Source organism: Spongiibacter marinus, assembly GCF_016906995.1.
Taxonomy (GTDB): domain Bacteria; phylum Pseudomonadota; class Gammaproteobacteria; order Pseudomonadales; family Spongiibacteraceae; genus Spongiibacter; species Spongiibacter marinus.
Map to the genome: position 1 here is coordinate 367590 of NZ_JAFBBD010000003.1, position 19869 is coordinate 387458.

The 19869-nt window shown below is 48.4% G+C and carries 19 protein-coding genes; 3 read left to right on the plus strand and 16 right to left on the minus strand.

All coding sequences use genetic code 11. The features are described from left to right. Positions 1-23 precede the first annotated feature (23 nt). Positions 24-740, plus strand: a complete 717-nt coding sequence (locus tag HNR64_RS06290) for an SDR family NAD(P)-dependent oxidoreductase (protein ID WP_204995675.1) — start codon at positions 24-26, stop codon at positions 738-740. Here the strand turns inward: HNR64_RS06290 and HNR64_RS06295 are convergent. From HNR64_RS06295 to HNR64_RS06335, 9 genes are all read right to left on the minus strand, one after another. After that, on the minus strand, positions 647-2563 hold the full coding sequence (locus HNR64_RS06295; protein ID WP_204995676.1) for a hypothetical protein: 1917 nt from the start codon (positions 2561-2563) through the stop codon (positions 647-649). The two genes, HNR64_RS06290 and HNR64_RS06295, sit on opposite strands and share 94 nt — an antisense overlap. Positions 2564-2589: 26 nt before the next feature. Further along, the gene (locus tag HNR64_RS06300) at positions 2590-2991 is read right to left on the minus strand and encodes an RIP homotypic interaction motif-containing protein (protein WP_204995677.1); all 402 of its coding nucleotides are present in this window, start codon (positions 2989-2991) and stop codon (positions 2590-2592) included. A gap of 135 nt (positions 2992-3126) precedes the next feature. Beyond that, positions 3127-3855, minus strand: a complete 729-nt coding sequence (locus HNR64_RS06305; RefSeq protein WP_204995678.1) for a TIGR03747 family integrating conjugative element membrane protein — start codon at positions 3853-3855, stop codon at positions 3127-3129. 17 nt (positions 3856-3872) lie between these two features. Continuing rightward, complete coding sequence (gene traD, locus HNR64_RS06310) at positions 3873-5945, minus strand: type IV conjugative transfer system coupling protein TraD (RefSeq protein ID WP_204995679.1); 2073 nt, start codon at positions 5943-5945, stop codon at positions 3873-3875. Next, positions 5942-6367 carry a PFL_4695 family integrating conjugative element protein gene (locus HNR64_RS06315; RefSeq protein ID WP_204995680.1) on the minus strand — a complete coding sequence of 142 codons (426 nt, stop codon included), beginning with the start codon at positions 6365-6367 and terminating at the stop codon, positions 5942-5944. Before HNR64_RS06315 ends, traD begins: the two co-directional genes overlap by 4 nt. 68 nt (positions 6368-6435) lie before the next feature. Beyond that, a complete protein-coding gene (locus tag HNR64_RS06320; protein ID WP_239547676.1) occupies positions 6436-6927 on the minus strand; it encodes a lytic transglycosylase domain-containing protein in 492 nt (163 codons plus the stop codon). 56 nt (positions 6928-6983) lie between these two features. Further along, on the minus strand, positions 6984-7814 hold the full coding sequence (locus HNR64_RS06325; protein WP_204995682.1) for a TIGR03759 family integrating conjugative element protein: 831 nt from the start codon (positions 7812-7814) through the stop codon (positions 6984-6986). After that, positions 7811-8653: a FimV/HubP family polar landmark protein gene (locus HNR64_RS06330; RefSeq protein ID WP_204995683.1), complete on the minus strand. Its 843-nt coding sequence runs from the start codon at positions 8651-8653 to the stop codon at positions 7811-7813. Before HNR64_RS06330 ends, HNR64_RS06325 begins: the two co-directional genes overlap by 4 nt. Before the next feature lie 180 nt (positions 8654-8833). After that, the gene (locus HNR64_RS06335; protein WP_204995684.1) at positions 8834-9178 is read right to left on the minus strand and encodes a hypothetical protein; all 345 of its coding nucleotides are present in this window, start codon (positions 9176-9178) and stop codon (positions 8834-8836) included. Positions 9179-9394: 216 nt separating this feature from the next. On the opposite strand from HNR64_RS06335, the gene HNR64_RS17330 reads away from it, so the two are divergent. After that, positions 9395-9517: a hypothetical protein gene (locus tag HNR64_RS17330; RefSeq protein WP_255473987.1), complete on the plus strand. Its 123-nt coding sequence runs from the start codon at positions 9395-9397 to the stop codon at positions 9515-9517. A gap of 21 nt (positions 9518-9538) precedes the next feature. Here the strand turns inward: HNR64_RS17330 and HNR64_RS06340 are convergent, their stop codons facing one another. The 7 genes from HNR64_RS06340 to HNR64_RS06370 all read right to left on the minus strand — a co-directional run bounded on the left by HNR64_RS06340 (position 9539) and on the right by HNR64_RS06370 (position 18660). Continuing rightward, positions 9539-10405 (minus strand): phage integrase N-terminal domain-containing protein, encoded by an 867-nt coding sequence (locus HNR64_RS06340; RefSeq protein ID WP_204995685.1) that lies wholly within the window; start codon positions 10403-10405, stop codon positions 9539-9541. An 838-nt stretch (positions 10406-11243) separates the two neighbouring features. Next, a complete protein-coding gene (locus HNR64_RS06345; RefSeq protein ID WP_204995686.1) occupies positions 11244-12092 on the minus strand; it encodes a cation diffusion facilitator family transporter in 849 nt (282 codons plus the stop codon). A 4-nt stretch (positions 12093-12096) separates the two neighbouring features. Further along, complete coding sequence (locus tag HNR64_RS06350; RefSeq protein WP_204995687.1) at positions 12097-12519, minus strand: MgtC/SapB family protein; 423 nt, start codon at positions 12517-12519, stop codon at positions 12097-12099. Between the two features lie 47 nt (positions 12520-12566). Continuing rightward, positions 12567-13046: a hypothetical protein gene (locus HNR64_RS06355; protein ID WP_204995688.1), complete on the minus strand. Its 480-nt coding sequence runs from the start codon at positions 13044-13046 to the stop codon at positions 12567-12569. 95 nt (positions 13047-13141) lie between these two features. Next, positions 13142-16252 (minus strand): efflux RND transporter permease subunit, encoded by a 3111-nt coding sequence (locus HNR64_RS06360; RefSeq protein ID WP_156873296.1) that lies wholly within the window; start codon positions 16250-16252, stop codon positions 13142-13144. A 12-nt stretch (positions 16253-16264) separates the two neighbouring features. Beyond that, the gene (locus HNR64_RS06365; RefSeq protein ID WP_156873297.1) at positions 16265-17332 is read right to left on the minus strand and encodes an efflux RND transporter periplasmic adaptor subunit; all 1068 of its coding nucleotides are present in this window, start codon (positions 17330-17332) and stop codon (positions 16265-16267) included. Beyond that, complete coding sequence (locus HNR64_RS06370) at positions 17332-18660, minus strand: TolC family protein (RefSeq protein WP_204995689.1); 1329 nt, start codon at positions 18658-18660, stop codon at positions 17332-17334. Before HNR64_RS06370 ends, HNR64_RS06365 begins: the two co-directional genes overlap by 1 nt. 871 nt (positions 18661-19531) lie before the next feature. Between HNR64_RS06370 and HNR64_RS06375 the strand changes: the two genes are divergently transcribed. After that, positions 19532-19756, plus strand: coding sequence for a helix-turn-helix domain-containing protein (locus HNR64_RS06375; RefSeq protein WP_156873299.1), 225 nt, complete (start codon positions 19532-19534; stop codon positions 19754-19756). The last annotated feature ends 113 nt before the right edge of the window (positions 19757-19869 follow it).

Genomic DNA, 19869 nt, shown 5'->3' on the forward strand with positions numbered 1-19869 from the left:
CGATTAAAATAAGGGAGAAGACAATGCAAATTCGTGCAAATCAGGTAGCCGTCATTACCGGTGCCGGTAGCGGAATCGGTGCTGCGCTGGCGACAGCCTGTGCGAAGCGCGGCCTGCGGGTGCTAGTGGCGGATATCGAATACGAGGCCGCCGAAGCGACTGCGTCTAGACTGCGCAAAGCGGGGGCCAAGGCAAACGCTTATCAGGTCGATGTCAGCGATTCGGAAGAGGTCTACGCCATGGCTGATCATTGTCAAAAACTGTTCGGCGGTTGTGATTTACTGTGCAACAACGCGGGAGTCTCAATCCAAAAGCCAATCGAAGAGATGAGCCCCGCTGATTGGTCATGGCTTGTATCGGTGAATACATTAGGAGTTGCCCACTCCCTGAGTGCATTCCTGCCTATTATGCGGCAACAGCAGCAGGGCTACATAGTTAACACCGCATCTATGGCTGGCTTGACTCCACTTTGTAACTTCGGTGCGTACACCGCCAGCAAGTATGCTGTCGTCGGCATGTCCGAGGTCCTGAAGGAAGAACTAAAAGACAGCCACCTTGGCGTATCTGTCCTGTGTCCCGGCATTGTGAAAACTCAGATTTATCAAAGCGAACGTAACCGCCCCGATAATGCCAACATCGCCCCTCCTCAGTCCAAAGCCTCCATGGAAACCGACTTCGATTCAATAAAAATCTCAGCATCGTCGTCAACTTTTGACAAAGCAGATTCAACGAGGTGTTGAGCACGTGGGGAACCTATTGATTGAGCTAATTTAGCTACCCTAATTAGAGACTGAGGATTAGCATCGTCTCTACCCTTCCATTCTTCTTCAACAAAGTGATGAAGACTTTCCCAATCTCCAGAAGAGATGGCTATGTTAACAAGAAGTTCTTTATGTCTATCTTTAACTTTTGAGTCTTCAATTAACTCCAGTTCTTTCTTGGCGTCTGAGAATCGGCCAAGCTGATAATAACTGACCGCCATCAATCCTCGAAGTTGATCGGACTGACATACAAAGTCAGAATTTTCATTGAGAAATTTCAATACCTCATCAGGTTGCTTACAGTAATGTATCGAAAATGCCAAACTGATTGCATCTTCTAATGATCGGGTTCTTTCAAATAGATCCAATGCATAACCATGCATTTCTTCCCATTCAGACAGGTTTTCTAGTTTCTTTACCAGAAGAACGAGATCTGGCAACTCGTTTGTTCTATTAAATTGCTCCTTATATTTACCAATTGACTCATCACCACATGACTCGGCGATAATATTCTCAAGCTTTAATCTTTGAGCTTCAGGCAATCCATATTCAATCAACTCGGTCAAGCAAGACGATGCTGCATCAACGTCACCACTTCTGGATAGCGCTTCAATTTGAATTGAGTCGATATAAATTCTGTCTAGGCATTGGTATAGCTGGTCTTTATACTTCCATACATATTGAGCGACATCCTTGGGGGAATTTTGCTCAAACGCTAAAGCTAACCGGCCCAGTGCAATCTCTGTAGAGATTCCTCCGGAACGAACAATACTTTGCTGTATTTCTGATTCAAACTGTTTTAGATCGATCGGAATCCCAAATTGTAGTGCCAATGGAACTCTTCTAATTTTGTGGTCTGAATCACTCAGGCTTGCTTTTAACTCATCTAAAGCATCAGTCCTTAATTCGGTGTCTCTTAGACGCAACCAAAGATTATAGTCACTTGCGATATTTGCAGCTTGACTACAACCTGAATTTTCTGCCGCCTTGCTACACAACAAAAAATTACGAATAGCCAGCCTGCGACTATTTAGAGAAACATCGTCATCAAACAATCTAATTGATGCATCTAAAGGCGGGTGCCTCAATAAAGCACTTCTTAATTCTTCTGGAGCAGCTTTAAGCAAATTTGATAATGCGGCACTAAAGTACAATACAGGCGTTATTTCAAAGTCTTGACTTACAAGCTTCCCTACACAGTCAAATGCTTCATCCCAGTTTCCAGCATCTAATTGATGAGATATGAATAAAAACTTGCCATCAGAGTCTAGATCAAGAAAGTCATGCCCTGCACTTTTCAGCCATTCAATACCCTCTGCGGGGGTATCGTGGTGAATGACCACTAAGAAGCAAGCCGTAACTGACTGTAAAGTGTCAATTTTCGACAAAATTGACAGCGCTAACGATCTATCACCTTCTGAAGAGGCAATGAAAGCCTTAGCGATAGAAACCTCTTCCGACCCTGAGTGTTTCTCGGCTTCTTCAAGAGATTTTTTAGCAGCAGCTATATCCTTATATGCAAGAACCCTTGAACACCAAGCTAAAGCTATACCCCTTACTGGATCAGCACTTGCGGAATACTCCCCATCCAAAAGCTTATGACAAAACTTCTTTGCCCGGTCTGCAGGCTCTACTTCTCCTACAAAAAATCGCGCTGCCCTTAAGTCCAATAATTCCTGTGCTATGGTCTTTGAAACAATGTTTTGCGGGTAGGAGTTTAAAAAATAGTTGTACTGATTGTTTCCATCACCTATTTGAGCCCCTTGAACATTAAGAGGGTTGCTTCCATCATTTTCAGACATAACTAATTCCTGCCCCCTCAACTTGGCTAAAATTTATTAATTTGCGTGTTATTGTCCCCTATCTGAACCCCTTTTCCGCCTTGAACAGTTACATTGTATTTGCCAGTATCGAAACCGTTCTTATCTAACAGCTCATATAGCGCCTGAGCTTTATCAACAAGCTCAGCCGAAGGCTCAGGTATGGATTCAGACAATTTCTTTTCAACTGGCACCTGAAATGTTTCGGGGTCATCCTCCAAATTAGATATTAATATATTGGCTTCTTGCTCCAGCTTACTGTCATTACCACTAACTTGGTTGTTCCAATGATGAATAACCAAAGTTCTTAAACCAGAATATGCGTCTTTAACTGCTTGGCTAGCAGTATCTTTTAACGCGGCAGATGAGCCCGCCACTAGTGCGCCAACTATCATCGAAATAGGTTCCATGGGGAATTTCCTCTAAAATTTATACTAAATCCCTCCGACACGATCATAAGACTTCGAAACTTCACGCAAAGGGGGTCTACGACACTGCTATTTATAAATGGGGGGTAACATCTTGATATTCAACCCAAAACAATGTCAAAAGTACTTCTTTAACCTCTCAAACGCTACACGAACAGCCAAACCATAAAGGCAAGCAAAGGGCAGGATGATAAAGGAGGGATTTAAACTATATGGAAGGCCAATATAGATCACACAGGCCATAACAAATGCAGGCATGATAGATCGTTTGGCCAGGTTAAAGACGTTGCTGCTTTCCCTGCCACCACCCCAGCGCCTGAGGTCTCGTTCTACCAAACCATCAATCGCCCCAACTAATCCGGTGAGTGCGAAAACCGGTAACGAGAATAGAATCAACGTCAACCGGATAACAAAGGTCTGCGAGACATAACCTGCCGCTAGAATATAGCTATCATAGCGGCTATAGAGCCCACTTGCCCAGTCTGCAACCGCTGAAAAAATTCTACCTGAGTCGTTTGGTGGCGTTTGCTTGACGCCCATCAACGCTACTTGCTGATCGATCCAGCGAACAGCCCGCTCTGCCTTTACAGAAGCTAGGCGTTTGTAATTCACAGACTGCTGCTGGAGGTGTTGGTTGAGGTAGGCCTGATCGGCTTGGAATATTTCTTTGGCGTGGCCATCTCTCTGATCTGGCCAGAAATACACCATACCCACCCACTCGATGAAAATAGAGAGTATCAGGCTAATTATTAACCAGGCAATTAGCTGCGTAGTGCCAGAGAGCAACCTGCCTATGAGACCGGGTTCTTTTCTTTTAGGGGGCTGATACTGCTGTGACTTGGCCATGGGTTTATCACCCTGGCCTATCGGCCACTCATACTGCTAGAGTAACTGGACCAGTCCACAACTGACGTATAACTGCGCCGCATATGCTGAAGCATGTCGCCCAAATCGTCGGGCAGTTCCTGATCATCCATTTTGGACGGCATGGGAATACGGATTTTCCACAGTTCACTGCCCCTGAGCAGGACGAATGCCTGCCCTTTGGGAAGCGCCACAATATCGGCGGGGGAGATCATAGGCACACGGCTGATGCTGACCCGATCCTGATTATTGGAGGTAAAACCAATGCCAGCTGAGGTATCGACATTGTCGGTGACGCCGGAAACCGCCATGATTTCGCTGACACTCACCTCCGGCAGCTGCCTGGTGAACATTTCACAGGTGGCCACCTCCTTCACGCCCATGATCAGCATAGTGCCGATGTTGCCAGCCAACTGCCCGGCTTTCGCCTCGCTACCCAACTCGGCAATCGGGTCGCTCCAGGTTTGGGTATACAAATTAAGCTGGTAACCAGCACCGCCGCTTTTATTAATCAGCGTCTTGAACTGCGGCCCGATCAAGTCGGAGAACTCGTCCCCGTGGATCACAATATCCGGCGGTTTCTTGGCGTACTCGTTCGTCTTACTTGGCGCTATGCCATGCTTATAAATATGGCCCGCCAAACTGGTCAGGTCACTGAACATGGAAGCGCCCACCGCACTGGCTACTTCTGGATCGGTGAGTGCGTCCAGTCCCACATAGACCACAGCGTTAGACCTTATCGCTTGCGCCCATTCCAACACCGGACGTTGATCGTCGGTATTCGCCTTATCGGGTGCCAGGATCGATGCGATGTTGCCCGTGGTTAGCTTTTCCAGAAAGGGCTTGATGGACACCGTGATTTTCAGGAAATACTCACGGTCATAGCGGAAAGCAGACATTAGCCCTTCTAACACCTGATCGAAAGTCGCATGGGTATTGAGATAGCGCACCATTGCCAGTGCTTCGGGGTCTTTGCCCTGATCGATCCTTGGCAACGACTTCAGGTTGATACTGTCTTGCAGTTCCCCCAACTCATCCTGCCAATCCTCCGGACCATTTTCAGCCAGCCAATGGCGGCCATACAGAATCAACAGAGCATCAATATCGGTGATATAACGACGAATTTTTAGGTAATCCGGAGTTTCGCCCATCGCCACTAACGCTACTGCAATGACGTTGATAAATTGCCAGGCAAATTCTTTAAACGCACTGGCCTCCCCTTCGCCCGGTAGCTGGCTGGCGATTCGCGTCGCAACTTCTGTAATCCGTGAAAAGGAACCAATGGCATTGTAACGGGCGCTCAGCTCGGGATAGCCCAGATGAAAGATAATGAGTTGACGCCCTGCTTTCTGGGATTCGACATAGATACGCTTTAGATAATCGGCGTCTCCTTTCGGGTCTAACACAATGACACAGTTGTTGCCGCGTCGAATATCCTGGGTGGTCAGCACCTCGGCCAGCCGGGTTTTGCCATGGCGCGTTCGAGCAACAACCACCATATGTCCAACCCGGTCACTAAGCGGCATGGTGGCATTGGTTTCCCCTCTGATCCCGACGCCGTGTATGACGGCATCGCCCCCGATAGCTGGCGGGGGACGGACGGGGTTCAGAGGGGAATCTAGTGCGGTCCATCGCATGATCGTTCGCAATAGGGGTTTATGCTCCCATTCGATCTCTTTGCGACGAACCCATTGCTTGATGGCGCTGGGCTGCAGATAACGTTCAGCGCGTTTATCGCGGGCAGCATAGAGCCGCTCTGTGTGTGTCTGGTTCCAGCGAAAGCCTCGCCCTAAGAACAACACCGACTGACTCACCGGCACTTGGGATGATGACATGACATAGCGCGGGCTGCGCTTGAGATGACGCTGATATTGAATCACACGCCAGGCCTGGCGAGCTCGCCAAACACCCACCCCACCCAGACACCCGGCGCTGAACAAAGCAACCGATGGCGTCATCATCAAGATACGCGGTGCAGCTAACACGATCCCCGCACAACTCAGCGCCACTATCGCCGAAGACAATTCCACAGGGGGACGTAACAACACCTCGACTTCATACCGGTCGGTCACTGCTCCCACCCCTCTTTTGATAGCAGGATTGGGTAGTAGCTCAAACCCAGCTTAGTGGCGAAGCCTTCGGCTGAAGCAGGCACCAAACGAAGTCCTTTCGCGATAGCCAAAACCGCCTCAATCTCCTGACGATCCTTCGCCTCAACCAATAGGCCAACGGCTCCGATACGGATAAGCAGCTCGCGCTTTTCAGCAAGCCAGTCTCGTGATTTCTGATCAGCCCCCACCAAAAACAAGGGTCGCTGCAAATAACGTAATGCTTTTGGGGTGACTGTGACTTTACCCGGCTGCATTGAAGGTGTGGTGATCGGCAGCTTGAACGGCAACTGCCGATTCGCGTCCTGAGTGGTGGTCTTTTCCTGTGGCGCTCGTTTCGGCAGATAGGGTCCAAGCGGTAAGGTATCGCCTGATTCATAAATCACGGTTAGTGGTTCTCTGGCGTGAGCGCCTAAACACAAAAACAGACACAGCAGTCCGAATAGCCCTCGCATTAGAACCGCTCCCGCAAATACTGCCTTACACGCTCTCGGTAACGCTCAGCACTGTCGAGCGATTCCGCGTCCTGGCCGGGGTCGTGATAGCGCCCCACCGCCTCCCACCAGTCATTAGTCTGCTCAAACTGCTCGTATAGAATCGTGGCTCCGGCACTGAGGTTCTTAATGGGCACCAGCGATTCGTCAATCGTGGTAAACCGTTGCCCGTGCCATCGCCAGTTAACCTGCATCAACCCTATATCAACTGACTGCTGATTTCGGATAGCCTGGGAAACCCGGTGAATTGCATCTTGCTGGGATTCGCAAAAGACGCTTTGGCCATCGATATTCAACGCCCAAGGCCAAGGTAACCGCTCACCACGATAATGCGTGCCACTTTCTGTCAACGCTATCGCATAAAGAATATCCGCAGGTACTTGATGGCTCTTGGCAACTATCAAATAGGCCACCGGCACGTCTTCCAATGCGACCGCCGCCACTGATTGCATCAATGTCACCCCGGCGATCCACGGTTTAACTAAACATGACCTCATCAAATAAGGCTTCATAACCCTAAACTCTCCCTGCTCAACTGAAAAAAACGTCCATTACGCTTTAAAAAGATCGGCATGGTATCTACCGGTGAAACTGTGGATTGACTCTTCAATCGCTGGAGTAACCCCTCATCACGGTTTAGTGTGAGATGCCGTCCATTGAGCCAGGTCGTTTTTATCGCGTGGGCATTCGCCCATGCTCTAACAGCCCCATCATCTTGAGCATCGCGGACGTACACATCGACACCGCTTTGTTGAGTGCTCGACAACAAACCCATTAATCGGTTAATCACCGGCAAGCACTCACGGCAATTTGGCGGTACAAAAAGAAGCAGACGGTCTCCATCAACAAAGCGTTTTTGCGCTAATCGTTTCGCGTCCTTCATTGCAAGCTTCTGTTGTTGGTGCGCAAAGTAAGGAGCCAACAAGCGGTGATCTAACATTGCTTCATTGGGGAACAGGCGCTCAAAGGATGCGCGATAGGCTTGTTGAAATTTCAGCGTGCGCCCGGTTAAATCAAATTCCTGTTGCGCATACAGCTCGGCGTAACGCTGTTCTTCGTGCGGAGACTCTGCAAACATCCCAAGCGCTAACAATGGGTCAAGGTCGGGACTCCATTTTCCTAATGGGCCACGCATTAAATCGAGATAACGTTGATACTCTGCTTCATCCAATCCCCAACGCTTTGCTAAAGTCCGTATTTCAATCGTTCGGCTAATCGGCATTTCAGTTCTGGGGGTTTGTGATGTGTGCGTTAAAACCTCATCCGTATCCACAACCGCTGCGCTGGAAATAGACGAAAGTAAAATCAACCCTATCGCTAAAGCGCGTTGGTGATTCATGGTGTCACCTCACGCTGAACCCATAGACGATAGTGCTCGTCAACGAACTGACTGGCTTCAAATGCGGTCGGCAGCGTTTCAGGATTAACAGGCGGGATTTTCAGCACCGTGCCTGCCAATAGATGATTCATGTTGTTATTGGCAAACGCATGGGGATTTGCACGAAAGAGGTAAACTAACACCTGGTCTATTGTCATGCCAGAGAGATCGAGCTGACTGGCAATGTGGCTTAAACTATCGCCCCGCTGCACCGGCCCGTAGGTTTGATGTTCTTGCTGTGCGACCGAAATTGCCCCTGGCTTTTTCGATGGCAGCGTGGTTATTTTCTTCTGATCAAGCCACTCTTGTTTGGCGACCTCCATATCTTCAGCCGTAGCGAACTGGCCAAACCCCTCACGCAACTGATAGCGCACTGAGCGCTTGACTGGATTGATTAGAGGTCGAAAGCTTTTCCCACCCAGGGTGTTCAGTGCATCCATTAACGTCATCGTTCCCAAATTCCGATGCGGTTCGGGAAGTGTCAATACGAACAGAAGGTACTGTTCATTTACTTCTGACGGTTCATTCAGATCATGAGAGTCATCTAATTGAAACCCATAGGGTCTCAACAGGTAGTCCAGCGCCCCTCCTACCGTGGTAGTTTTCTCAGGCACTCGTAGATCAACGATGCTTTGCAGCAAGTCGATTTGTGCATTCTCAGGACCCACCTGGGCAGAAAGATAGCGACTCTCAAAAATACGACTGCCTGCCATGCCCGCAGTGTCTGCCTGCACCGATAACGGATAAACGAATACTACTGCCAGTATCGCCACCCACCTGCCAATCGCTATCTCTCGCATGAATACCACCATTCATCCAATCATTAAAAACGGTCACCAGATTAGAGGTGGCAGCTTGCTAGTGGCAGCAAAAAGCTTTCACGGGCAAAAGAAAGAATAGGATTGATCGATTTTCAAGGAGTGAGGGAGGGAGATGTAAGAATGATAAAGGCCTGACGGGAGTCAGACCTTTATCGTGGGTTACTGGGCAAAAGCCAGTTGATCATTAACTTCTAGTCGCATAGCCGGTGTTGGCTGCCAGTGCTTCAGTACTACGAGGGTTTCCCACCGTACACTTGTGACACCTATCATCGACGTTTCTGTCAACTGACCTTGCAGCTGTGTTAACAACGCACGGGTACTGTAACTTTCTGAGATTGTGCCTTCGGCACTGATACTCAGGATATTTTCCTCAATGCCTATATCGATATAGCCTGCATCGACAAACTCGGTTTCTCGCAACTTGCTGAGAACGGATCGCACAACAGCATTATCGGCATCTGCTTTGAGTTTTACTGCACCTCGCATTTCCAGGTACTCCATCATCTTTCTCCTCATCGTTGAATGAACAAGAGAAATATGTCCCTACGGGAAATCATTTCTCCCGTAGGGGTGGTATAACTGGCTAACGTATCAGCAGTTGCTTGTAACGTTTTCGGGCCATACCGATTGATTGGCAGCGTAACTGCCGGGTACTATTGAGACTGCAATAGCCACAGTGTGATTCGTCATGAGGTTTCAGCGTCAAGGAGGAACGCAGGCATGAGCCGAGTAGTCCTTGATGCGATTGATCATTCTCACCCTCTCAAAGGGGTTGCAGTGCTGCTGCAACCCCTGCTACCGGCGAGGGCGGGAAGGCCCAGCGGCCAGGGCAGCGCCCGTTGAGCGTAACTCCTGAATGATTGCTTACCGCCCGAGATACACCGCCGTGATTTGCTCACGCTCATGACCGAGCTCCTGAGAAATCGCCCAGCGAGCCACCTGATCATTCGCGCGTTCTTCTTCAGTGAGTTCACTGCTAGATGGGCCACCACAGGCGGGTGCCTGCTTTCCGGTGAGTTCGTAATATCGCTCTTGCGCATAGCGGTGACGCAAACCATGCAACTTGGATAGCCCTGCCTTTTGCGTCTCACGTTCATAGAGGCGCATTTGCTGAACATACATCAGGTGGGATGGAATCAATGAACCTTTCCCGGCTACCAATCGTGCCCGCCGGAGAACATCCCGCTGCTCGTCGGTTCGAATAGGAATTTCTCGTGCCCGCCCTCCTTTACACCAGGTAGATTTCAAACGAATGTAGGTATTTCGGTCTGCGTAGTCCGGACTGAACTTAATTGCTTCTTCCCGCCTCAGGCCAAAGGCTTTTTGCAGTTCCAGGCTGATTCTTAAATGTGGATCGCTGATTTTTTCGAGCAGCTCCTGATCCAGGTCACGCGCTTTCGACACGTTAGTGACAAAGACCCGAGAGTCAATGCCGTAATAGGCATTGTCCTTAGCAACTACATTTTGCTTACCGATTTTTTCAGCCCACCAACGCAACGCTGCAAGACGATTTTTGATCGTACCGGGAGTCAGCCCTTCTTCGAGGTATTTGGTGACCAAAGCATCGACATGCTTAGGCTTGAGAGATTTCGCCTCCATTCGCCGATAGCCCAATTCATTAAGATGATTCGCCATCGTTTGTAACAACTGAAAGCGTTCAGCTTGTGTGGCGCGACTGCCATCTTGATTGCGCTGACATAAATCCTTTAATTGATAATTGAGATCTTTCACAGACAACTCCTCGTCGAGAATTAAAGCGTGTTCACATTCTCGAAAAAGAAGATATGCTGAGTCGTTAGTTAACCTTTCAAGGCCGAAGGAAATAATCTTCAAGTATTTATTGATGCATCAATCTAATGCCAATCAGCCGACAGCTAAGTATTACCGGCATTGAAGCAAAAAAATTGATCGTGCGTTATAGATAGCTTCGTTTGTGTCTAATCGTTCCGGTCAGGCTTGTTGTCCGTTCTTCGCCTAAGACGACTGTTCTGAACGGACAAATTGCCCTATGGAACAGACGTGCGACCGTTCAGAACAGTCGTCTTCAAGCTGGAACAGTGCGGTGTTAAAGTTTCGGTCAGTGTTTATGACTGTCCAGCCACCACAGTGGATGGAGAAGCAATTTCAATAACTGATTGCTAACGTCACGGGACACCACTCCCACAAAACCTGAATAGCGGCATAACCAACAATGCCAATTCCCGGATGGGTACGACAGGGTTTCGTTTTCACGCTTTAGACAGTACTACTACTTTCATTTTTTCTTTTGCCAGGCATTTCTCCTTATTTATCTATACAACTAAGTGATAAGCCACTCATCGCGGTTGCGTGAATCAACTTGAAAAGCCCTTTCGAGCCGGTTTGCTATTGAGAGTGCAATAGCCACACATTGAGGTTTTAGTATCCATAAAGTGAAGAGAAAATACCCTGATAATGCTTTCGGCATGTCAGGAATATTTATAGAGATCAGTATTCATGGGGGTTAGCGATTTATCGTACCCCACGTCACTGCATTTGGTTGCAGTGACGTGGGCCTTAAACCTCAGGAATAAACTCTCATATTCCTCACCTATATTTCTTCTATAGTGCAATGAGTAATTCCGAAATTCTGTTTTAATGCTGACCTAACCGCCGATTTAATGGTAGCTCGATCAGTCCCCCTTAAAGATAAATGTCCTTCAAAAAACAACCTATTTTCATCCAGCTGCCAAACATGCACATGCTCTACCTGATCAACCCCTTCAATATCATTCAAAGTACATTTGATGTCATTAATACTGATCCCCTCCGGGACTGCCTGCATGAGAATCAAAATGCATTTTTTTAGCAATACTATACCGTGATAAATAACGTAGACAGATATGGCTATCGTCGCAATAACATCCACGACATACAGTTGATAAAGAATAATCATGACACCGGCGACAATCACCGCAACAGAAGCCAGCGCATCGGATACGTTGTGAATAAACGCCGCTCGAATATTCATACTTTCCCTAGCCCCAGCAGAATAGGTTAGAAATGCCGTCCCAATATCAATAACTAAAGCAAATCCAGCCACCCAAAACACTATCCAACCATCAATAGGTGTCGGATTAAAGAATTTGTTAAAAGCCTCATAGATCAGATAGAGGCCAATGACAATTAACGTTGTGCTATTAATGAGAACACCCAGAATCTCAGCGCGCTTATAGCCATAGGTCATGCTCTCATTCGCATTCTTATTGCCTATTTTTCTAGCGATTACAGCAATGACTATTGCTCCTGCATCACTCAAATTATGCAGGGCATCTGCAACTAGTGACAAACTACCGGATAACACTCCCCCGACTACTTGAGCCACCGTTAGTAAAATATTGATTAAAACAGCGATGGATAATTTCCGGTCTACCCCGTGCTCATGACTATGCATTCCCATTTTTCTATTCCTTTTGACTTAATATAGGCAGGTGATGGAGCGCCAATAATCCGAACAGCAGTACTGCAGACAGCACCGGTAGTAGTAGCATTTTGAAAGCAACAGCAAGGCCCACCGCAGCTGTTGCCCAAATCGTTGCGGCAGTAGTCAAGCCGCTTATCTTATCTTCGGACTTAAAAATAATGCCCGCTCCGATAAAACCTATTCCTGATACCACCTGAGCCGCGATTCGGGTAGGATCAGGCGCATCAACATGCATGGACACTAATCCGAAAGTGCAAGCTCCCATAGAAATAGCTGCATAGGTTCGAATACCGGCAGAATTTTTATGTAACTCACGTTCCAGTCCAATCAATGCTCCTAAAAAACCTGCAAATAGTAATCTGCCGGTCATACTAAATTCTAAAGCCCAATCCAGTTCAAACATTGAAGCTCCTTTAAAAGATAACCACCACTCCGCAGCTTGTTAAACGATTAATCCTGCTCGAGTTTTTCAGCTTGTAAACTAATTTTTTGATACACACCCAAGCCAATCATTAGAAATACCGATGTAATAATTAAAATTGCTGGGTAAATCAACAAAGTAATGTCTGCTGTCCCAGCCTTCAAAATATAGATCAGGCCCTCAATCCCAACGACGATCGAAATTATGACCATGATTTTGGTGAGCGCTTCCCTGGCCTCTTTAGGGGAATGCAATTGTTTGCTACGAACAACTTCTTCTTCAATCATGTATTTGGCAACGTCCAGAATGGCCACCGAAATGACTATCGCGCCTACAGAACTGAGCATCTTAGAGACAAAACCATCGCTCAGACCATCCACAGTTAATACATGAGCCAAAACTTCATAAACAGACCACCCCATAATAAGAAGAGCCATTAAAGTCAATGAAATGGCAGCGACAAAGTAAATAAATACAGAAATACGTTCAAATTTTTTATCTATACCCATTTCATTCCCCTTGGCCCAATACCGGGTTCAACTAAAAACCGCCACCCCAAACCTTCGGGTGCGGCGGTATAGCCTCTATATAACGTAATTATCCGTTATACTTTTTCACGCCCATGCGCCAACCGATACAGGATAGGTAGCACAAACAAGGTCAGTATGGTTGACGATACAATACCGCCAATCACAACCGTTGCCAGCGGTCGTTGCACTTCTGCACCGGTACCTGTGTTGAGCGCCATAGGCACAAAGCCCAGACTGGCAACCAAAGCTGTCATCAGAACAGGGCGTAGTCGAATTAAAGCACCATCGATAACAGCTGAGGCCAGGTCGCCCCGCTCATGCCAAAGATCGCGGATAAATGCTAACATCACCAACCCGTTTAGAACGGCGACGCCAGACAGGGCGATAAATCCTACCCCGGCAGAAATCGACAAAGGCATATCCCGGAGCCAAAGTGAAATAACACCACCGGTCAGGGCCAGCGGAACGCCGGTAAAGATAATGGCTGCATCTTTAAACGAATTAAACGCCATCACCAATAAACCTAGAATAACAACCAAGGTAATTGGCACCACTATCGACAGACGCTGAGTGGCCGACTCCAGTTGCTCAAAGGTCCCGCCGTAATCCAGCCAATAGCCGGCTGGTAGATCGACCTCTTGTGCAATACGGGTTTTAACCTCTGCAACAAAGGAACCGAGATCTCGTCCTCTCACATTGGTTGTGACCACAACGCGGCGCTTGCCGTTTTCACGGCTGATCTGGTTAGGTGCTGGTGCGATATCCAATGTCGCCACCTCAGAAAGCGGCACATAACCGCCATTGCGCAAGGGCACAGGCAGCTCGCTGAGTCCATCCAAGTCCCTGCGTATAGACTCAGGCAGACGAACGATCAATTCAAAGCGCCGGTCACCTTCAAAGATCAGTCCTGCTGGCTCACCACCGATCGCCGCTGCCACTAGGTCTTGCACCATCATCACATTCAGTCCATATCGGGCAATCGCCAAGCGTTTGGGCACCACCGACAGCATGGGTAGACCGGATACCTGTTCTACTCTCGCATCGGCTGCCCCCGGCATGGATTCGATCACGGTTAAAATCTCTTCAGCTGATACCTCCAGCTGCTCAAGATCGTCGCCAAACACTTTAATCCCCAAATCGGCACGCACACCAGAAATCAGTTCATTGAATCGCATCTGGATCGGCTGTGTGAACTCATAGTTGTTACCCGGTAATTGTTTAACCGCCGCCTCAATCTCCCTGACCAACTCCGTCTGAGTCATCGTTGGATCGGGCCATTGATCGCGCGGCTTCAGCATCACAAAGTTGTCCGCTACATTAGGCGGCATGGGATCGGTAGCCACTTCAGGAGTGCCAATTTTGGCAAACACCTTATCCACCTGAGGGAACTCCATAATCCGCTCCTCCAGCTGAAATTGCATACTGACAGCCTGCTCCAGGCCAGTACCGGGTATACGCATAGCGTGCAGAGCAATATCACCTTCTTTAAGTTGTGGGATAAACTCAGAGCCCAGTGTTGTTGACAACCAACCGCTGAAAACTACCAGTGATAACGCCGCTGACAACACCCACCAACGCAGTTTCATCGCCCCTTTTAATGCCGGCTCATATAAGGATTTAGCCGCGCTAACAACACGGTTTTCCTTTTCACTGATATTACCCGTCATAAACACGGCAATGGCTGCAGGTACAAGCGTCAGCGATAGCACCAAAGCCGCCAGCAGTGCCATGACTACTGTTGCCGCCATAGGGTGGAACATTTTCCCTTCTACACCTGTGAGGGAAAATAGTGGTATATACACTACCGTGATAATCATTACACCGAACAGGCTAGGCCGGATGACCTCATTAGTCGCTTCAAACACCAACTGCAAGCGCTCTTTCAACGGCTGCTTGCCACCGTTTCTGCGCTGCGCTTCAGCCAGACGGCGAATCGCGTTCTCAACGATGATCACCGCCCCATCCACGATCAGGCCAAAGTCCAGCGCACCCAGGCTCATCAGGTTCGCCGACACGCCAGCTTTAACCATGCCTGTGATAGTCGCCAGCATCGCTAGCGGAATCACTGCGGCTGTAATCAAAGCCGCACGGATATTACCCAGCAACAAGAACAACACCGCGATAACCAGTAACGCCCCCTCCACTAGGTTTTTCTGCACGGTACCAATGGCTTTATCCACTAGCACTGTGCGGTCATACACAGTGTCCAACTTGATACCGTCAGGAAGAGTTTTCTGTATCTGCTCCAACCGCTCAGCAACTGCAAGGGCAACAGTCCGGGAGTTTTCACCCACTAACATCATAGCGGTACCCAATACGGTTTCTTTGCCATCGCGGGTAGCAGCCCCGGTGCGTAATTCCTTGCCGATCGCTACACCGGCAACATCAGCAATTTTTACAGGCACACCGTCAATGTCTTTGATGACGACTTGCTCGATATCGACAATCGCCTGTAGCTGCCCTGGCGAACGCACCAACAACTGCTGGCCGTTACGTTCAACATAACCGGCTCCACGGTTGTTGTTATTGCTGCGAAGAGCATCACCAATGTCGTCCAACGATACACCAAAAGCCAACATCGCCTGTGGTTTGGGCGTAACATGGTATTGCTTATCATAACCACCGATGGTGTTGATCTCGGTAATGCCTGGCACAAGTGCCAGCTGCGGCTTGATAATCCAGTCCTGAATTTCCCGCAATGCCGTGGCATCGTAGGGGCTGCCGTTGGCCTGTACCGCACCAGGTTCAGCTTCCACCGTGTAGGAAAATATCTCGCCCAAGCCGGTCGCGATAGGCCCCATCGATGGCTCAAGGCCTGGCGGCAATGAACTCTTGATAACGCCCAGTCTCTCATTAATCAGATTGCGGGCAAAATACAGGTCGGTTCCTTCTTCAAACACCACCGTGACTTGCGACAAGCCATAACGGGATAGCGAGCGAGTATAAGAAAGATTGGGGATACCCGCCAAAGCAGTCTCAACCGGATAGGTAATACGTTGCTCAGATTCCAGCGGGGAATACCCAGGTGCTTCAGTGTTAATCTGCACCTGGACATTGGTGATATCGGGTACTGCATCGATGGGTAGCTGTTGGTAGCTCCAAATACCAGAACCTAACAGCACCAGTATCAGGGATAGCATTAACCAACGCCTCTCGATCGAGAGGCGCAAAATTGATTCAATCATGATTACGTCCTCTTAGTGATCGTGGGAAGCGCCGGATTTTTCCAAGTCGGCTTTGATCAGATAGCTGTTTATGACAACATATTCGTCACCAGGCTTCAGTCCATCCAATACCTCAGTAAAGCGGCTGTCACTGCGACCCAGTGTGACCGGTCGTGCTTCGTAGCGCTCACCTTCTTTGACAAAGACAACCGTGCGGTTTTCAAACGTTTGTAAAGAGCGATTGTCCACTCGCAGGGAGGCTTGTACTTGCTCCACGCTCACCAGACCTTGTAATAACAATCCAGGAGTCCAACGTCCTTGCTTATTATCAATAGCTGCCCGAGCCAGAACAAACGGTTGACCACTGTCGCTGGGAATCAAGTGTTTGATCGTGGACGTTGTTTGTTCAGATTCCACTGACATGGTGACCGGCTGGCCTAAGGCGATACGGCTCATCTGGCCAGGGAATATCTGGAACTCCGCCCAAACCTGATCAAAGTTAGCAACCGTGAACAGTGCCTGCTCCTCCGTCGCTTCACCCTGTGAGGCATGACGAGCCGTAATAATCCCTGAAAAAGGCGCCTTTAAAACATAGCGCTTGAGACTTTCATTCGATTCCACCTCTGCCAACTTTTGCCCTTTTTCGACACGCTCGCCGATACTGACGTTTACCTGTGTAATCGTACCGGGAAAGCGTGCACGAATATGACTGATACGCCCCGGGTCGGCAATCACCCGACCATAGACGGTCAGCGTCTTGTTGATTTCACCAGGACCTGCAACGGCGGTGCTAATACCAGCTTTGCTAGCCATCGCGTCAGCAATTTCAACAACGCCTTCTTGATCTTCTAGATCACCCCCCTCATGACCATGCTCCTCATTCTCTTCTTCATGACCCTCTTCATGGTCATCCCCCTGATGCTCTTCATGGTCATCTCCCTGATGCTCTTCATAATCCTGCTTTGCATGGTCATGTGACTCATGCCCGTGTTGCGCATGGTCATCACTTTCACTGTTGGCGACCAGGCTCACTGTGAGCAACGCTACAAAACCGATGACCAACCCCAACGAACCCTTTTTTTTCAAAATACAAATATTCATTATTTAGCTTCCTGGAAATTGGTGAAAGAATATTGCTCTACCGTCAGCGGTTCTGCGGTAAGTTGTTCAATGTCCGCGCCATAACGCAAAGCGGCGGCGGCGGCATCAATCAAGGTTCGACGCGCACTTAACAACTCTTGCCTGGCAGACACATAATCGACATAGCTATAACGTCCACGTTCATAAGCCTGCTGCGTTCCCTCCAAGGCCTGCTCCAGTGCAGGAACAATGTTCTTACGTAAATCGTCTACGGTGTGAATAGCCTGCTGCCGATTGCTATAAGCGCGATACAGTTGCGCACGCATCGCCAGCAAAGCAGCCTCTCGCTGTACAGAGATCACATCACGAGCGGCTGTGGCTGAACGAATCGCTCCGCTATTTCGACGTCCGGAAAACAAAGGGACGGAAAATCCTGCAACAACAGCTGTGTCATCCGTTTCCTGAAACCGCCGCAATCCAACCGACCAGTTCACATCGCTACGACTCTGGGTCTTGGCCAACCGTAATTCGGTTTCCTTTAGTCGTTCCTCTGCAGCAAAAACCTGAATCGCCGGGTTCAGCTCAACACGTTCATACAGCGTTTCGAATGCCACATCCTTACTAAAACGGTACAAATCACCTTCAGCCCGATTAAAATCCGGCCTTGTCTCTCCCCAAAGTGTACCCAAAGCTACGTTGAGGTAACTCAACTGTTTCTTTTCTGCTGAAACCGTAAGGTGAGCCTGAGCTGCGGCTGCTTCGGCACGCTTAACTTCAGCATCCGGTGACGCGCCAGCCTTAGCCCTTGTTTTGACTGCCACCAATGCGTCCTTCGCCAGCTGATCCGCTTTCTCCGCCAAAGCCACTCGTTGCTGTGCAGCTAACACATCAATGAAACGGCGCGTAACCTCACCCGATAAATCCAAAGCGTCTGCTTGCCTTTGAGCTTCAAACCGACTGAAACCACGATTGACAACCTCGACTCTCGCATCCCGCTTTCCACCCAACTCTAATGCTGATGACAATGAGATCGTCAGCTCCGCCTGGTCAAACCCATTAAAATCGCCCGAACCCGCAAAGTTCTCGGCCCCAAAGTCCAGTTCATAGGCTGGTCGGAGCTCGGCCGTAGCCAACTCGCCTTTCAGCGCTTGCTGACGAAAATCAAAAACCTTCAAAGACGGATTCTTGACCAGGGTACGTTGTATCGCAGTTTGCAATGTGATTGTGTTCTCTGCTGCCTGCAATGAAATAACGGGCAGCATCAGCAAACCGATTAGGGCAAAGCCGACTCCTAACCTTTTTCGGTTGCTTCGGGGCGCAACTACGGCCCCATGTTCAATACTTAGCATGGTATTAATCCTACATAAGCGTGACAAATCAGGGCATCATCGCTCTAACGGCGATAAACCCAATAAAAGACTGTGCGTAGGATTAGACTTGGGGAGGACGGTCTAGCGAAGAAGGAATGTAATTAGGCTTAACACTGCTTAGACTTAATAGGCGAACTTTGCCTTTCGCAGAGACATGACTGAATGTGGGTGTGACAATAGAATTGAAATGGGGACAATGATTGTGGTGGCAATCTATCGAATCTGCTGAAGACAGACCTGCATCTAATTGGTCTGCAATACTATTACCATCTTCGGTATCGGTAAAACTGTGATATATCCCTTGTGGGTCTGTATCTGAATGATGTTCCTCATGAGAGTCAGCCACAGCCAACACTGACTGCAGAGCAATCAGTACGACTAACATGTAAGGCACCCATTTTCTCATGACACATCTAATAACTGTTAAAGGACTTTAAAGAAATAGCTCGACCACTTACGACAAACTAAACTTTTTTTAGTTCATCATATATTACCTAATTTGTCAATTTTAGCCCTATCATGCACCTACTCTTAGCCTTTATTTTCATACTAGAGGTTACTTACAATCAAAAGTCGGCTCTCATCTAGGACCGCGGCTGACTAACTTCCAACGATACCCGCACACTAGAAAAATTTCTGCAGATTAGACCCAGTGTAACCATTGGGCGACTCATCACACCTTGTGACTGTATGTCAATACAGTCACAAGGTGTGATAGATCCTATAAAAGCTCGATTTCAATAGATAGCACTCATGCTTGAAATATATTTCTTTAAGGGCTGAAAACAAAAGTATGACTATCGACTAACTATATCGCTAATGTGCTCGTGACTCTTTCGGGAACCAAAATATGAACAACACCACAGCGGCTATTACTGACCGTGAACTCACCACCAAAGAGGCAGCTTCCCTACTCGGCCTGTCGCCCAGCACACTGAGAAAATGGCGCTGTACTGGAGAGCGCCCGGAATTACCCTGGTGTAAGCGGTTTCGCAAGGTTTTCTATCTGGAATCCGAGGTCATTCTTTTCAGGGAAAAAAATACTACATCCAATTGCGATGAAACCTACGTCTAGCTGTTATTTCAACCATTCTGGAAGTATCTTGATTTAAGTATGTTGGCGTTTACCGAGCTTGGCCGGGTTCGCTAATCGCTCATTCCCCGTTGGGGAACTGCCGCCCTATCAAT

Coding starts and splice junctions, on each gene's coding strand:
- HNR64_RS06290 (WP_204995675.1), top strand. CDS start 24: ATGCAAATTCGTGCAAATCAGGTAGCCGTCATTACCGGTGCCGGTAGC.
- HNR64_RS06295 (WP_204995676.1), bottom strand. CDS start 2,563: ATGTCTGAAAATGATGGAAGCAACCCTCTTAATGTTCAAGGGGCTCAA.
- HNR64_RS06300 (WP_204995677.1), bottom strand. CDS start 2,991: ATGGAACCTATTTCGATGATAGTTGGCGCACTAGTGGCGGGCTCATCT.
- HNR64_RS06305 (WP_204995678.1), bottom strand. CDS start 3,855: ATGGCCAAGTCACAGCAGTATCAGCCCCCTAAAAGAAAAGAACCCGGT.
- HNR64_RS06320 (WP_239547676.1), bottom strand. CDS start 6,927: ATGCAATCAGTGGCGGCGGTCGCATTGGAAGACGTGCCGGTGGCCTAT.
- HNR64_RS06325 (WP_204995682.1), bottom strand. CDS start 7,814: ATGAATCACCAACGCGCTTTAGCGATAGGGTTGATTTTACTTTCGTCT.
- HNR64_RS06330 (WP_204995683.1), bottom strand. CDS start 8,653: ATGCGAGAGATAGCGATTGGCAGGTGGGTGGCGATACTGGCAGTAGTA.
- HNR64_RS06335 (WP_204995684.1), bottom strand. CDS start 9,178: ATGATGGAGTACCTGGAAATGCGAGGTGCAGTAAAACTCAAAGCAGAT.
- HNR64_RS17330 (WP_255473987.1), top strand. CDS start 9,395: ATGAGCCGAGTAGTCCTTGATGCGATTGATCATTCTCACCCTCTCAAA.
- HNR64_RS06345 (WP_204995686.1), bottom strand. CDS start 12,092: ATGGGAATGCATAGTCATGAGCACGGGGTAGACCGGAAATTATCCATC.
- HNR64_RS06350 (WP_204995687.1), bottom strand. CDS start 12,519: ATGTTTGAACTGGATTGGGCTTTAGAATTTAGTATGACCGGCAGATTA.
- HNR64_RS06355 (WP_204995688.1), bottom strand. CDS start 13,046: ATGGGTATAGATAAAAAATTTGAACGTATTTCTGTATTTATTTACTTT.
- HNR64_RS06360 (WP_156873296.1), bottom strand. CDS start 16,252: ATGATTGAATCAATTTTGCGCCTCTCGATCGAGAGGCGTTGGTTAATG.
- HNR64_RS06365 (WP_156873297.1), bottom strand. CDS start 17,332: ATGAATATTTGTATTTTGAAAAAAAAGGGTTCGTTGGGGTTGGTCATC.
- HNR64_RS06370 (WP_204995689.1), bottom strand. CDS start 18,660: ATGCTAAGTATTGAACATGGGGCCGTAGTTGCGCCCCGAAGCAACCGA.
- HNR64_RS06375 (WP_156873299.1), top strand. CDS start 19,532: ATGAACAACACCACAGCGGCTATTACTGACCGTGAACTCACCACCAAA.